Origin of the sequence: Sphaerisporangium sp. NBC_01403, assembly GCF_045040145.1 — a bacterium.
GTDB classification, from domain to species: Bacteria; Actinomycetota; Actinomycetes; order Streptosporangiales; family Streptosporangiaceae; genus Sphaerisporangium; species Sphaerisporangium viridialbum.
Genome location: NZ_CP109534.1, coordinates 7,751,066 through 7,764,369, shown reverse-complemented (window position 1 = coordinate 7,764,369; position 13,304 = coordinate 7,751,066). Strand labels below are relative to the sequence as shown.

The 13,304-nt window shown below is 64.5% G+C and carries 14 protein-coding genes, 2 tRNA genes and 1 pseudogene; 8 read left to right on the top strand and 9 right to left on the bottom strand.

What is annotated here, in order from left to right; translation table 11 throughout:
* Nucleotides 1-578: 578 nt before the first annotated feature.
* Nucleotides 579-635, top strand: a tRNA-OTHER gene (locus tag OG589_RS34765).
* A gap of 47 nt (nt 636-682) precedes the next feature.
* Here OG589_RS34765 and OG589_RS34760 read toward each other — a convergent pair.
* Nucleotides 683-1,501 carry a site-specific integrase gene (locus OG589_RS34760; protein WP_405142452.1) on the bottom strand — a complete coding sequence of 273 codons (819 nt, stop codon included), beginning with the start codon at nt 1,499-1,501 and terminating at the stop codon, nt 683-685.
* Between OG589_RS34760 and OG589_RS34755 the strand changes: the two are divergent.
* The 3 genes and pseudogenes from OG589_RS34755 to OG589_RS34745 form a co-directional block, all read left to right on the top strand.
* Nucleotides 1,476-1,643, top strand: a pseudogene (locus OG589_RS34755) (inositol monophosphatase family protein); the annotation flags it as partial. The gene OG589_RS34760 and the pseudogene OG589_RS34755 sit on opposite strands and share 26 nt — an antisense overlap.
* Nucleotides 1,644-1,723: 80 nt before the next feature.
* Nucleotides 1,724-2,215: a hypothetical protein gene (locus OG589_RS34750; protein WP_405142451.1), complete on the top strand. Its 492-nt coding sequence runs from the start codon at nt 1,724-1,726 to the stop codon at nt 2,213-2,215.
* Nucleotides 2,216-2,465: 250 nt separating this feature from the next.
* Nucleotides 2,466-2,684, top strand: a complete 219-nt coding sequence (locus OG589_RS34745; RefSeq protein ID WP_405142450.1) for a hypothetical protein — start codon at nt 2,466-2,468, stop codon at nt 2,682-2,684.
* A 623-nt stretch (nt 2,685-3,307) separates the two neighbouring features.
* On the opposite strand, the gene OG589_RS34740 is transcribed toward OG589_RS34745, so the two are convergent.
* On the bottom strand, nt 3,308-3,601 hold the full coding sequence (locus tag OG589_RS34740) for a hypothetical protein (RefSeq protein ID WP_405142449.1): 294 nt from the start codon (nt 3,599-3,601) through the stop codon (nt 3,308-3,310).
* A 331-nt stretch (nt 3,602-3,932) separates the two neighbouring features.
* Between OG589_RS34740 and OG589_RS34735 the strand changes: the two genes are divergently transcribed.
* Nucleotides 3,933-4,017, top strand: a tRNA-Phe gene (locus OG589_RS34735).
* Nucleotides 4,018-4,106: 89 nt separating this feature from the next.
* Here the strand turns inward: OG589_RS34735 and OG589_RS34730 are convergent.
* Together OG589_RS34730 and OG589_RS34725 are read right to left on the bottom strand one after the other, a co-directional pair.
* Nucleotides 4,107-4,628: a site-specific integrase gene (locus tag OG589_RS34730; protein ID WP_405142448.1), complete on the bottom strand. Its 522-nt coding sequence runs from the start codon at nt 4,626-4,628 to the stop codon at nt 4,107-4,109.
* Nucleotides 4,629-4,769: 141 nt separating this feature from the next.
* Nucleotides 4,770-5,789, bottom strand: a complete 1,020-nt coding sequence (locus tag OG589_RS34725; RefSeq protein WP_405142447.1) for a serine hydrolase domain-containing protein — start codon at nt 5,787-5,789, stop codon at nt 4,770-4,772.
* Between the two features lie 950 nt (nt 5,790-6,739).
* On the opposite strand from OG589_RS34725, the gene OG589_RS34720 reads away from it, so the two are divergent.
* The gene (locus OG589_RS34720; RefSeq protein WP_405142446.1) at nt 6,740-7,450 is read left to right on the top strand and encodes an SDR family NAD(P)-dependent oxidoreductase; all 711 of its coding nucleotides are present in this window, start codon (nt 6,740-6,742) and stop codon (nt 7,448-7,450) included.
* Between the two features lie 211 nt (nt 7,451-7,661).
* Here the strand turns inward: OG589_RS34720 and OG589_RS34715 are convergent, their stop codons facing one another.
* The 3 genes from OG589_RS34715 to OG589_RS34705 form a co-directional block, all read right to left on the bottom strand.
* On the bottom strand, nt 7,662-8,261 hold the full coding sequence (locus OG589_RS34715; RefSeq protein ID WP_405142445.1) for a DUF6461 domain-containing protein: 600 nt from the start codon (nt 8,259-8,261) through the stop codon (nt 7,662-7,664).
* Between the two features lie 133 nt (nt 8,262-8,394).
* Nucleotides 8,395-8,877 carry a hypothetical protein gene (locus OG589_RS34710; RefSeq protein WP_405142444.1) on the bottom strand — a complete coding sequence of 161 codons (483 nt, stop codon included), beginning with the start codon at nt 8,875-8,877 and terminating at the stop codon, nt 8,395-8,397.
* A 213-nt stretch (nt 8,878-9,090) separates the two neighbouring features.
* On the bottom strand, nt 9,091-9,663 hold the full coding sequence (locus tag OG589_RS34705) for a TetR/AcrR family transcriptional regulator (RefSeq protein ID WP_405142443.1): 573 nt from the start codon (nt 9,661-9,663) through the stop codon (nt 9,091-9,093).
* Between the two features lie 86 nt (nt 9,664-9,749).
* Between OG589_RS34705 and OG589_RS34700 the strand changes: the two genes are divergently transcribed.
* Nucleotides 9,750-10,121: a DUF4267 domain-containing protein gene (locus OG589_RS34700; RefSeq protein ID WP_405142441.1), complete on the top strand. Its 372-nt coding sequence runs from the start codon at nt 9,750-9,752 to the stop codon at nt 10,119-10,121.
* A 36-nt stretch (nt 10,122-10,157) separates the two neighbouring features.
* Nucleotides 10,158-10,652: a cupin domain-containing protein gene (locus OG589_RS34695; RefSeq protein ID WP_405142440.1), complete on the top strand. Its 495-nt coding sequence runs from the start codon at nt 10,158-10,160 to the stop codon at nt 10,650-10,652.
* Between the two features lie 818 nt (nt 10,653-11,470).
* On the opposite strand, the gene OG589_RS34690 is transcribed toward OG589_RS34695, so the two are convergent.
* Entirely contained in the window at nt 11,471-12,214 is a 744-nt protein-coding gene (locus OG589_RS34690) for an SDR family NAD(P)-dependent oxidoreductase (protein WP_405142438.1), read from the bottom strand.
* 99 nt (nt 12,215-12,313) lie between these two features.
* The gene (locus OG589_RS34685) at nt 12,314-13,279 is read right to left on the bottom strand and encodes a serine hydrolase domain-containing protein (protein WP_405142437.1); all 966 of its coding nucleotides are present in this window, start codon (nt 13,277-13,279) and stop codon (nt 12,314-12,316) included.
* Between the last annotated feature and the right edge of the window lie 25 nt (nt 13,280-13,304).

Below are 13,304 nucleotides of genomic sequence, written 5' to 3'. Positions count from 1 at the left end.
GACACATCGATCGACGCTATTCGGAACAACCTCGAAACAACCGAATTCACCACCTGCCGCCCAGGCAGTTTCGTAAAGCCTGCCGGGATGTGCAATCGATGTCAACGCCTCGCAACTGTCAGCTACCACCACTCTGCTGGACGCAACTTCGTCAAGGACGGCTAATGGGACGTCTTACGCGACAGATGAGCGTCCCGCGACAGAGTCAGTGCCCTCTCAGTAGGCGAGACCGAGGTCACCCAACTTCCTGTTCGCGAAGCATTTGCGAAATGATCAAGCACGGTTCAAGCACGGTCTCAGCCATAGCCGCAGATCAACAGACCTAAGCGGCCCTGATCGCAACCGCTCTCCTAACGCGGGTGTCTTTGTCGAGTCCTATGGCAGAGCCGTGACGATCGCTGACTTCGGTAGCCGCCGTTGACTGCTGGGGCGATCGATGCCAAGCCCCTCCTTCGTCGGAGCTTGCCACCGGCGGCCATGGTTAAGGTGACAGCAGCGCTGACAGCAACGTCCCCACACACGGACTCACTTCGGCCACCGTCCACCGCTCTCTGACCACGGTCTCCGCTACCTGACCAGGGTGATTGGTCCGCCTGAAAAGCGGAAGGTCGGCGGTTCGACCCCGCCCCTGACCACATTCTGACCAGCGAAAACCCCGAACCATCAATTTGGTTCGGGGTTTTTACATCAACGGGCACATCAACCCGCTAAGCGATCTCTTTCCCGAGCCGCTTGAGCGCTTTGTCTTCTCTTCCAATGACGCGTGCGCGTACACGTCCATTGTGACCTCTATGGCGCTGTGTCCGACGATCTCGCGGACCACGTGCGGAGGCACGCCCAGATCGAGGAGGAGCGAGACGGCCGTGTGCCGGATGTCGTGAAATCGGTACGTCTCCAGCCCGGCACGCTTCCGGACCGCGTAGAAGTGCCGCAAGAGGTTGCGCGGATCGATCGGCCTGCCCGACGAGGTAGTAAAGATCAGTCCCGTGTCTTCCCACTCCGAGCCCGCCTCTGCCCGCTCCTCCGCCTGGATCTTCCGTCGCTCCTCCAGCGCAGTGATGCAGAAGTCGGGCAGAGGTACGACTCGCTTCGAGCGCCTGGTCTTGGGGATGTTGATCCGAAGTTCGCCGGCGACCCGCTGTAAGGTCTGCTCTACCCGCAGCGTGCCCGCGTTCAGGTCGACCGCGGACCAGGGGAGAGCGAGGATCTCACCCTTGCGAAACCCGAGCAGCGCCAGAAGGCGTAAACCGCGTGAAGCCGATCTTTCCGAACCGTCACGAGCAGGTCCCTCACCTGAGTCCTGCTGAGGCCCTTGCCAGCTTCGTACTGTGGACCCTGCACGGTGACGAGCTGAGCGACATTGCGGGGGATGATCTCTTCCCGGACAGCGTTCTGAAGGGCGTTCCGTAAGACAGCGTGAATGAGCTGCACCATCCGGGCGGACAAGGTCTCCTTGCAGCACTCGGACGAAGCCGTGGGACACAGCCGCCGGAGTCCTCATCGCCAGAGAAGCAGGCGCCCTCGTCACCGACATCGACGGGACCCCGCACACCACCAACTCAAAAGCGACCGTCTCCGCCGCACCCGGTCTCCTCGCGGAAATCGTCGCACTCGCACACGAGGCACAGTCCGCAAACCCGTAACGCGGTCCTAGTCTCACCAGATGCTTGACAGTTGACCTTGATGCGCGACACTTCGGGTCGGCGATGTTGAGGAGGACGGCGTGGATTCTTTGGACTTGGAGCTCTTCGCGGACTACCACCAGATCCACCTGCTCGACGACGGTTCGACGAGCGACCTTGGTGAGGCATGGACTAGCGAGGCGTATGCCGACCGACTGGCCGCAGCCGATGACGCGATAGCGGTCGGCACGTCGGTCAACGTGACGGTCGCTGTCAGAGTCGAGCTGTTGGACGCGCCGCCTGCGGACGACCTCGCCGACTTCGACCATGTAGTCGAGGGAAGTATGCAGGTTCCGTCAGGCCGAATCGTGATCATGGGCTGCACTGACTACGAGCCGGACGCTGCAAGATTTAGGGTGCCTGTGGGGCCGGTCCGTGTCCGGGTGGCGAGTAGCAACCTGGCCGAGGCAGAGCGCTTAGGGGTCGACTCCGACGACGCCCAGCAGACAATGGAGCGGCTGCGGGTGCAGGTCTGGCCTGCCCCGACCGGTGTGCCAGCTCTGTTGAAGCGCTGGAAGCCGTCGGTCGCTTAGCGAAGCGGCGACGAAGGCTCTGCCCACTGTGATCACGTCAAGTATCTGGTGGGACGCGAGTGTCAAGCATGTCCCGGGACAGGACAGACAGGACATCGCGGATCTTTCCGAATTGTTCTTTAGGTATCAAGGGCGGCGCTTCGCGCCGCCTCGCGGCCCTGCGCCCGCTCGGCGGCCGGGCATGCGGCCTGGGGGCCGGTCCCGGCCGCCGGCAGCTCGGGCCGCCGACCAACTCGTCTACCCTCACCACATGGAATTCGGCGACGTCGCCTCAGTACTGGTGGTCTTCATCGAGGACCGCAACGGCCGCGCATTAGTCCGGCTGCCGAACGGATCAAAGACGAGCCTGCCCTACGCCAGCCTCGATCCCGTCGTGACGTTCGATGAACTGGAACGCTTCCCGACCATCGACGATCTCAACACCGGCCCTCTCCTGGAGCCTTACCGCCGCAGCACGTCCAGCCAGTAAGCGCCTCCGGCGGGGGCCTCCGGCTCCAGGATGATCCACCTGCAAAGCCCGAGGGCCGTAGATGGTTGCGGACGCCTGATCGTCCCGCCGCCATCGCCCAGGACAAGCCGAGCGGGTGGGACGATGGCGACGGGAAGATCAGGCAGGGGAGGGGTGCGGCTTGTCGTCGAGGAGTCGGACGCTGCGAGCGCTCAAAGTTGAGTTGCTGACACTCGTGGGGTGTTTTCTGGGCCTGGTGCTAGTGGATCTCTTGGATGAGCCCATGAGGGCCAGCGGTTGGCAGGCGGTGGGCATAACCTTGGCTCTCCTGTTCACGCTTGGGATCACCATCTGCTTCGTATTCGCTGTTGTGGATGGCCTGAAAGTGGTCCTGAAGGGACGACGCGGGCGATCTCGCGACTGATTCTGCTCATGCTGCTGGTGGCTTGGGGTACTGCAACGAGTACTGCAACAGAGGCAAGCCACCGCTCACCTCTACATCCGTCCAGCACCGGTCAGGAGCGCGGTGCGATCCTCTGATCACGGCGTGGACAGTCCTGATAAGCGGGACGGGCACATGCCCATCTGGTGATGCCGCACAGGCCGTACCGTCTCACGAACGCCTGGCGATGGCTGTTCTCTCCTCAGAGCTGAGAATGCTCGGTGGGGACCGTCGCATAGCCAGACGTCCACAAATCATCATCCAAGTCGTACTCGTCCACGACGAAACAGTCGGGCTCATTCTTGAAACCCGGGAGAGTCCGCGCTCGCTCGATTCGCGCTTGTGCCAGGTCTTCGCGAGAGTAGACGCCCAAGATCTTGAAGTCGTCCTCCTCGTCTAGATGCGCGATCGGACTACCGTCTTCCTCGAAGTGCTGGACGTTACCATCCTCGTCTGCATTGAAGTGGTGTATGTGCCACAGGAGGTAGACCTTCACGAACGCAGGCTAGCCGCAGGGTGTCACGCTTCGACCCAGTGCCCTGCGCCTCTACGGCAGCGGTCTGCTTCCCGCGCGCGAGCCATCACGGACAAGCTGGCCAGGTGGAAGTGCAGAAGGCTCGCCTCTTCAATATCCGGAATATGTCCGGAACCCCCTCCCACACAAGAGACCCGGGGCACGGCTCAGCCGCAGGTCGGCGAGCTTTCCGAGGCCGTAACCGCGACGCCCTGTAAAGCCGCTCCCGATGCTCTCCGGTACATCAACCGCTACATCAACCCGGGCTCACGCCAGCCCACGCAGCCACACGCCAGCGATCACCTAGAGTCGAGGTCAGGCCGTAACGCCGAGGCGAGCGATCATGGTGCCTACTCCTGAAAAGCGGAAGGTCGGCGGTTCGACCCCGCCCCTGACCGCATCATATGACCAGCCAAAACGCCCTGTAGTGATCATCGCTCCGGGTCTCGACGACGGCTGAATCCTGACCCCGTAGCGGCGGGTGGGTTCAAGTATTTGTCGCAACACTCCTGGTATGTGAAGGGGTGTGGAGTTGGGGAGACGGGGACGTAAGCGGCAGCTGGAGATCCCATTCCTGCCAACGGTCAGATCGTTCGGCGAACTGCCGCTTACGGTGCTCTCTGAGCGCCTCCACACAGATCGAGGGCAGCGGGACGGTACGCGCTGAGTCTGCTGTCTTCGGTCGGACGAATTGAAGACGGCTGGCGACACGCTGAAGAGTCTGGACGACCTCCAACTTCTCACCATCGAGGTCGACGTCTTCCCAGCGAAGCCCGAGCAGCTCACCGCGCCGCAGGCCGAGGCAGACCGCCAGGACGCACAGGGCGTAGAGACGGTGTGACCGAGCGGCCTTGAGCACCGCGCGGGCCTGGGACACGGTCAAGCCGCGGTTCACCTTGTACTTGGGTACGGGGACCTTGACGAGCTTGGGGGCGTTCCGCGCGATGATCTCTTCCCGAACGGCGCACTCCAGGGCCTTCCGGAGTACGGCATGCACCGACTGAACCATGCGGGTCGACAATCGCGACTGGACAGTCGAAGGTCGGCCGTTCTGGCGTGGTTGACGACGCCATGTCCGTCACTCCCACGCCATGTCCGTCGACTTCCACGGCGAGGTCGTGGGACCACGAGGTAAGGTTCCGCCCCGCACTCAACAGATGCACTCAGAAGACTTGAGGGCCATCGTGGCGAGGTGGCGGGCGATGCCGTTCGTATCGGTGTCCTGCACGTTGCTGAGCACGACTACCGCGATGTCGTCATCGGGCAGGTACATGTTGCTCGCCGCGTAGCCCTGGAGAAGACCTGGGTGGTAGCGGAGTCGGTGCCCGTCGAGCCGGTCGACGAGCCAGCCGAAGGCGTACGCGGTCGATGGCAAGTTGAGGCAGCCATTGGAGGGGCACGTTGCCTGTGGCGTGAACGCCTTCTTGACGGTGGCGGGTGGCGCGACCAGGTGCGCGCCGAACGACCGGTCCCAGCGGACGATGTCGTCGGCATTGGAGTAGATGCCGGTCGCGGAGAACGCCTGGGAGCCGTTGATGGGCGGGGCCGGTGATCCGAGCGTGAAGTAGCCCTTTGCGTACCCGTCGGGCGGATTTCCCCTGCTGTAGCCGGTGTGCTGGAGGTTCAGCGGGCCGGTGATCTCGTTGTGCAGTACGGTGCCGTACGGCTTGTGCGTCACCCTCTGGATGATCGCCCCGGCCAGGATGTAGCCGGAGTTGCTGTACTTCCAGCAGGTGCCGGGCTTGAAGTCCAGGGGCTTGTGCACGAACCGCTGGATGATCTCCCGGGTCGTGGTCGGTTGCGAGAGCTTGAGAAAGAAGTCGGGAAATTCCTGGATGTCGGGGATGCCGGAGGTGTGCGTGAGGATCTCGCGGATCGTGATGGGCCGCCACGCCTTCGGGCAGGCCTTGATGTATGACGGGACGAGATACGGGCAGACCGGGTCGTTCAGGCCAAGCAGCCCACGGTCGCGCAGCTTCAGCACGAGCATCGAGGTGAACTGCTTGGTTACCGAGGCGATCCGGAAGACCGTGTCCGGCCGGACGGGGATGTGCTGCTCCTCGTCGGCCTCGCCGGCGGCGAACCGCACCAGCACCTCTCCACCTCGTACCACCAGCGCCGAGCCGGTGAACTCCTTCTTCGCGGCCAGATCCTGCAGGTACTCCCGCATCGCTGCAGCGGTCTGATCATCCTGCGGTGCCGGCTCGGCACCCAGCGGGTCCGATTTCTGGGGAGCCGCGCGATCGACACCGAGGCCGGTCACGACGGTGCCCCCGGCGGATACGGCGATGGCAGGAGTGGCCAAGGGTATGGCCCCGCCGGCTAGTGCGGCGCTGATCGCGAGGAACCTGACAACATTAGGACACTTGGGCATTTTCTCCCCCTTGAACGTACCACTGTCCCGAAATTCCGACATTTCTCCGAATCTAGTGAGTCCCGTTCGAGAACGCCCGGCGGACCATTCTTATGGGGGCTTGCTTTCCGTTCCTCGGAGTCACAAACGGCGATCGACGGCATTTTCCTTCCGCATATCTCCTTGTTCACGTCGCTGGCCACCTCAGCCAAAATGACAGCCATTTCCGGACTCGATCGCAGCCGTCCGGAATTACACGCCACGGAAGGTGCCATAGAGGAGACATCGCGGGGCCGGGATGCCGCCACCGTGTCTCAGCCGATGGGCTTCCGCACCCTTCAGAGGATGTCCGGGCGGATGCCGGGCGCTCCCGCGAGCATGGGGGTGGCCTCGTAGGATCGCACCGTGCAACGGCTGGCGCTCACTCTTGTGAACCTCGACGAGGCGTTCCGGAGGTGGGTCGAGGAGTTCGCCGATGAGCATGGCTTGGGGGCTGACGCGGTTGATTGGCTGGCCGCTCTCGACTGGGACGGCTTTCCCCACCGTGAGGTGTTTTCGCTGTGGCCGGCCATCACACGGGGTCGGGGGCGATCGGAGGTCCATGACTTCGTCCCTCAGCCACGGCCCACCGGGAAACCTGGTAACTGTCGTGCCTGCTGCTGATGCCTTGGGGTACGTCAACCGCTACATCACCCCAGGCTCACACCGTCCCATGCGCCCACATGCCAGAAATCACCCAGGGCTGTGGTCAGGCGTCGAGGCGTACGATGATCACGCTGCAGCGCCGAGGATGGGGAGCCGTCATGGGGCACGTGCTAGTCACCGGAGCCACCGGCGGGATTGGGGTGGCGCTGGTCGGCGCGCTGGTAGAGGCCGGGCATCGGGTGACTGCCGTGGGGCGCGATGTCGGGCGGCTGAACGTGCCGGGGATCGAGGTGGATCTAGCCGAGCCCGGAACGCTGGCCGCCGCGATGGGAGCGCTGGAGGATGCGAGGGAGTTGGGGGATGTGCAGGCGCTGGTGCATTGCGCCGGTATCTCGCCCGTTGCAGCCGTCGCCGACGCCGACCCCGAAACGTGGCGACGGACGCTCGCGGTAAACGTGGCCTCCGCCGCCGAACTGGCCCGGCTGACGTTACCCGCGTTACGGCGCTCCCACGGTCACGTAATCTTCGTCAACGCCGCGCCTGGAATGACCGGGGTCGCGCGCTGGTCGGCCTTCGTCGCCAGCAAGGCAGCGCTACACGAGCTGGCCGATTCACTGCGCGACGAAGAAGCAGCCCACGGAGTACGCGTTACCACGATCTATCCCGGCCCGACTGCGACCGACCTGCTGGGCGAGGTCAGGAACGCCTTTGGTCGCCCGTACGATCCTGAACTGTGCATCCGACCGCAGACGCTCGCTGCAATGATCGTCTGGGTGCTGAGCGCACCCGCCGACGCCTACGCCTGCGAATTGTCCGTACTGCCGTCGCACTGACCTCTCAGTCGCCGAAGAGGGCCCTGGAAAAGTAGAAGCAGCTTTCGTACGCCCCCAAGGGTTGCAGTTCAAGGTGGCCCACAGCCGTTCAGGTTCGACCGCGTATGCCCGCTGACCTACATTGAACTGTCTGGAACCATGCTCGTCCGAGCCGCACCGTCCGCTTTGCCTTGCCCTTCGGCTTCACGAACGCCCAGCCGCCAATGCCGCATCAGGCACGTGAATCAACAACACCGCCCATCAGGGGTCCGCTCAAGACGTCCTGTGTCAGGACGACGCCGGTCAGCCGAGCCGCGAGCAGTAGAGCTCCATCTATCGTCGGGCGATGGGCGTTGTCGTCCTGCTCGTCGTCTCCCCGGTGTTCGGGACCGAAGCCCGCCTCCATCATCGCGGCCACCAGACGATCCGGATCACTGCCGTACCGTCGTGCAGGGTGCATGTAGTTGAAATACGTCACCAACCCTCCATCAACGGCATACATGAAGTCGTTGGCGTAGTAGTCGTGTCGTAAGACGGACACGACCTCTGTCCCGGCCGACAGCGCCCGCAGAACATCAGGTTCTGTTGCCTGCCAGCCGTACACCTCGATGAGCACGGTCCAGTCATCCAGACGCCCGGCAAGGACCATGTCCTCGAACAGCCCCTCATCCATCAGCGCCTCGTAGGTCAGCGGCCGGATGCTCTCCTCCTTGGCGCCCATGCGCCGAAGTGCCTCAGCCTCATCGAGCCCCCTTACGAAGGCCAGACACCACAGATCGCCCAACTCGTCTTCCTCGACCAGCCAAGCGATGTCCGCGTAAGTGGTCTCCACCCGCAACACTCCCCGTCTCTGCGCTCCTCAGGAATACCGCCAAGGTAAGGCGATCGCCGGACAGGCAGAGGGACTTCGGCTCCAAGCTGGCTGATGTCCATGGACGATCTTCCGCCGGCTTGTAAACAGCAGGTCATGGCTGTGTGGGCCAGAACTGTAGCCGGTACGTTTCCAATCCTTCGGGAGGCCGCTCTTCGGCCTTGCGTGCACCAGGTCCGGGGCGAACGCTTGCGCGCATGAGCCAGTTGCGATCTTGATCATGCAGGTTCATGACCTGCTCGGAGGGGCCGCCACAGGTTTCGACCAGGCGCAGTTTGCCTGAGCTGGAGTAGAGCTCTGCTGTCTCGTTCCTGGTCCACTTGCTGTCATCGGCGGGCGGTTGCCCGTCCCAGAGTTCGAGTGTCACATCGACGACGTGCCAGTTGGACCCCTGGCTAATGAGGAAGGCGAGATTCGCGGTCGTGACGAACCAGTTGGTCACGTTCGCCCGTCCAGCGAGCTCGGGCAGATCCTGGGCTCCTTCCGGTTGTCCGTTGGCGCCATCAAGGTCCACAAGCATGAACTCACCAAAGTTGACGGTGACCGTGTCCAGAAGACGTTCGATCAGACGGGGCATCTGCGTCCTTTGGGGCCAAGCGTCAGAGGCGAGCCGATGGTATCCCGGGTGATCACATGGTGTGGTCGGCTACGACGGGGGCCGTGCCGGCCTGCCGATTTGGGCCTGCATTAGCAGCAGGATGCCGCCGGCTGATGCCCGCCGATCGGCACCTGATCGGCATGCCAACCATCCGCCGGCGGGCTCTGCCGAACAGGGAATGTGATCAGCGGGTCAGTGTGAGAAGCGGCTGAGGAGCAGTGCCAGCCGCCGCTCGTGGTCCTTGCGCCGGAGCCTGCCGTTGCGCATGAGCGTGAGGAGCCCGTGCAACCCGCTCCAGAAGGTCTCGGTGAGCGTCTCCAGGTCGTCGTCTCGCGCCAAAGGCCGTAGGGCCTCGCGTAGCTCGCCGAAGGCTTCCTGCAGGGCCGGCGGCGCCTCGGCGGTGGCGAACGGCAGGTCGACAGCGTGCGTGAACATCGCGTCGTACAGCGCGGGCCGCTGCTCGGCGAATACGGCGTACGCGGCGCCGACGTCGGCGAGGGCCTGGTGAGGGTCGGTCACCGCCATACGGGCCGCGCGGAGTTCGGCGGCGAGGTCGGCGAAGCCCTCGACCGCGACCGCGGCCATGATGGCGTCCTTGCCCTTGAAGTGGCTGTAGAGCACCGGCTGGCTGTACTCGATCTCCTCGGCGAGCCGCCGCGTGGTCACCGCTTCCCAGCCTTCGGATTCGGCCAGTTCTCGCGCGGCCGTGACGATCAGCCGTTCCCGCTCTGCTCGCTCGCGCTCCCGGCGCGCCTGAATGGACATGACAGTCATCCTAGCGCCGCTAGCGTTTCTGTCGATGATTGGCTAGTGTTGCTCTTGTACCTAGCACTGCTAGCAAGGAGAAGGTCGTGCTCACCCCCATCGCGTACGGACTGGCGATCCTGCTCAACGTCTTCGTCATCATCATCGGCGCCCGGTTCCTCCTGGCGCCCCGCGCCGCGGCCGCCGGCTACGGCGTCCCCGCCAAGAAAGACGGAGACCCGGCCTACCTCACCATCAAGGGCCTGCGCGACTTCAGTTACGGCGTGCTCGGCCTCGCCCTGCTCGCCTTCGCAGGCGCCCGCGCCGAAGCCTGGTTCATGCTGATCGTCGCCCTGCTACCCCTCGGAGACACCGTCATCGTGCTGCGCCACGGCGGCACCAAGGCGATCGCCTTCGGCGTCCACTTCGCCACCGCCGTGATCGTCCTACTCAGCGCCGCCCTGCTGTTCGCCGTCTGAACGCGAATCGATCCCCACAAGCAAGGAGTCACACCGATGTCGCTGATCGTGCCGAACTTCGACGAGTCCGTGATCGTCCGTTCCGCGGAGGCGGAAGTGATCGGCCGGGCCCCGACCACCATCCGGCTGCTGGCCGACAGCAGCTCGACCGGCGGCGCCCTGTCGACCCAGCGGGTCAGCCTGGTCGACGGTGCGGACGGTGCCAGACCGCACCGGCACGACGGCTCCGCCGAGCTGTTCTACATGCTCGACGGCACCGCGCAACTGCTGTCCGGCGAGCAGGTCGTGACCGCGGAACGTGGCGACCTGGTCATCGTTCCGCCCGGTCTCGCGCACGCCTTCGCCGCCGCCCCGGGAGAAGACGCCGACATCCTCATCGTCATCACCCCGGGCGTCGAACGATTCGAGTATTTCCGCCATCTGGAGCGCATCGCCTACGGGAAGGTGCCGCCGGAAAGCCTGCTGGAGGTCCAGGAGCTCTACGACACCTACTTCCTCAACAGCACGAGCTGGAACGACGCAAGGTCCTGAAGCCGCCGGCCGACTGACGCCGGATCAGGCATAAGGATTGAACGGGATGCCTGCCGGCTTGGCCTTTGCGAGTTCTCCTTCGAAGGATCCGTCCTTGAGGCCGAAATGGGGGAGTGGCGCCTGTCGTGCCTCAGTCCCGGTTGTTCCGAAACTGCCTGGTGATCCCCGCATCATGAGAACATCACTCTGAGGGGTCAGCGCCACACGTGAGGGGGCCGAAACGTGTTTCTGGGCGGAGTGGTCGCGATGTATGGTCCCCCGCTGCTCCTGGCCATCGGGGCGCTTCTGATTCATTCATCCCGCGCCTTGCGTAAGATCGTCTACCTCACTGTGTTCATCGGGTTATCGATCTTGCTGACGCTTCTGATCAGCGTCTTTGGGCCTAGCGCACTTGGCCCATGGATCTTCATGATCGGTCCTGCGATTGTCATCACAGTGGTACGACTGGTGATGGCACTCGTCATTGATCCGCGCTCCAGGCGGTCTGTCGGTGAGTAAGCATCGCCCTTGCGAGGCCGAAGGCCGGCGCGCCGATTTCCGGCTAGCCGAAGTGGTGCTCAAGTGGGAATTGTTCGCCGGTTGACGATTCCACTGCCGCTTAGGCGACTGGAGCCGGTTAGTCGTTCTCGGCGAAGTCGATCCCGAAGCGAGCACTGAGGAATTCGAGTCCCGCAAACATGGGTTCGAGCCTAAGGGTGCGATGCCCCGGGGGCTCCGGGGCATCGCTCTCTGGGTGACGTTCTCGCACTTCAGCCGTACGTACGCACTGGTGGTCCTGTGAAAGAGTCGGCCTCACCGCCTACGGCCGGTGTAGCGGGTCAGATGTTGAATCCTCCGTCGACATTGAGCATCGCGCCTGTTACGTACTGGCCGTCGTTGCCGGTGAGGTAGGCGACGGCGGCGGCGATTTCGGCGGGGGTGCCGTAGCGGCCGAGGGCGGTGAAGTCTCTGATCATGCCGGCGTGGGGGCCGTCGGCCGGGTTCAGGTCGGTGTCGGTCGGGCCGGGGTTCACCATGTTGACAGTGATCCCACGCGGGCCGAGTTCGCGGGCCAGGCCCTTGGTCAGCCCGATGAGGGCGGTCTTGCTCATCGAGTAAAGGGCGAAGCCCGGGAACACCACCCGCTCGGCGGTGTTGCTGCCGATGTTGACGATCCGGCCGCCGCCGGCCATGTGGTCGACGGCGGCCTTCGACGCGACGAACGGAGCTCGTACGTTGACCGCGACGGTGGACTCGAATTCCTCCAACCCGAGTTCTCCCAGCGGGCCGGTCAGGTAGACCCCCGCGTTGTTGACGAGGATGTCGAGCCGGCCGAACTCGGTGGCGGCCCGGTCCACCGCCGCGGTCACGGCCGCGATGTCCGCGCTGTCCGCCTGTACGGCCAGTGCACGGCGTCCGATGGATTTGATCTGGTCGACCACCGCGTCGGCCCGTTCGGTGTTCTGCTGGTAGGTGAACGCCACGTCGGCGCCGTCCTCGGCCAGGCGCAATGCCACGGCCGCGCCGATACCGCGGCTGCCGCCTGTCACCAGCGCTACTTTGCCGTCAAGGTTGTTGTTCATGACGCTCATCGTGGTCGCTTCACCCACTGCGGATCCGGCGGCATTCGGACCTCTGATTGGCATGAATACCTTGATGGCAAAGGCTGCCGTGGGCGTGGTTCAGGTCTCGATCCCCGCCAGGATCACCTCGTCGAGTACCACCGAGGCGGTCGGCTGGTCGGGCAAGTCGTACTGTCCCGCGGTGATGGCGACCGCGAGGTCCAGCCCGGGCGCCACGTAGAGCCGCTGGCCGCCGTTGCCGAACCCGCCCACCCACGTGTCGCCCATGTACCAGTGGTAGCCGTACGAGGAGCCGTCGCCGAGCCGCACGTGAGGGCGCAGCGCCGTCGCCAGCCAGGACGCGGGAACGATGCCGCGACCCCCGTCGAGCACCAGCCGCCCGATCGCGAGGAGGCCGCGAGGGGTCAGCCGCAGCCCCGAGGCGGCCAGAGCCGTCCCGTCCTCGCCGGTCGACCAGGCGAAGTCCGCGATCCCCAGGGGCTCGAACAGCTTGGCACGGCCGTAGTCCTCCAGCGCCAGCCCGGTGCCCTTCTCTATGAGCCGCGCCACCAGCGCAGAGGCGCCTCCGCAGTAGGACCATCGGACACCGGGCTCGTCCACGATCGGCTGTCGCAGGATGTAGCGGAAGCGGTCGGGAGCGAGTTCCATCGCGATCTCGCTGTTGGCGGGGCTCGTGTAGGGGACGTTCTCGTTCCACTCCAGGCCGAGCGTCATCGTGAGCGCGTGCTCGACCGTCAGCACGGCCCGTCGGGGGTCCTCCGCGAGGTCCGGATACTCGGGGAAGTGCGCCAGCAATGACTCGTGCGGCTCCGGGACCTGGCCGTCGGCCAGGGCGATGCCGTACAGGAGGCCGACGACGCTCTTGGTGACCGAGCGGATGTCGTGAAGCGTGCCGGGTGTGAAGCGCACGTGGCCGAGGGGCTCGTTCAGGATGAAGTCCTCGCCTTCGCCATAGTGCTCCAGGACCACCTCGCCGTCCCGGACGGCGACGACGGCGTGGAGATCGGGCACCCGGCCCTGCTCGATGGCCAGGCTGAGGCGGTCGGCCGGTGTGTGGCTGCTCATGATCCCGTTCTATGCCATACCCCCG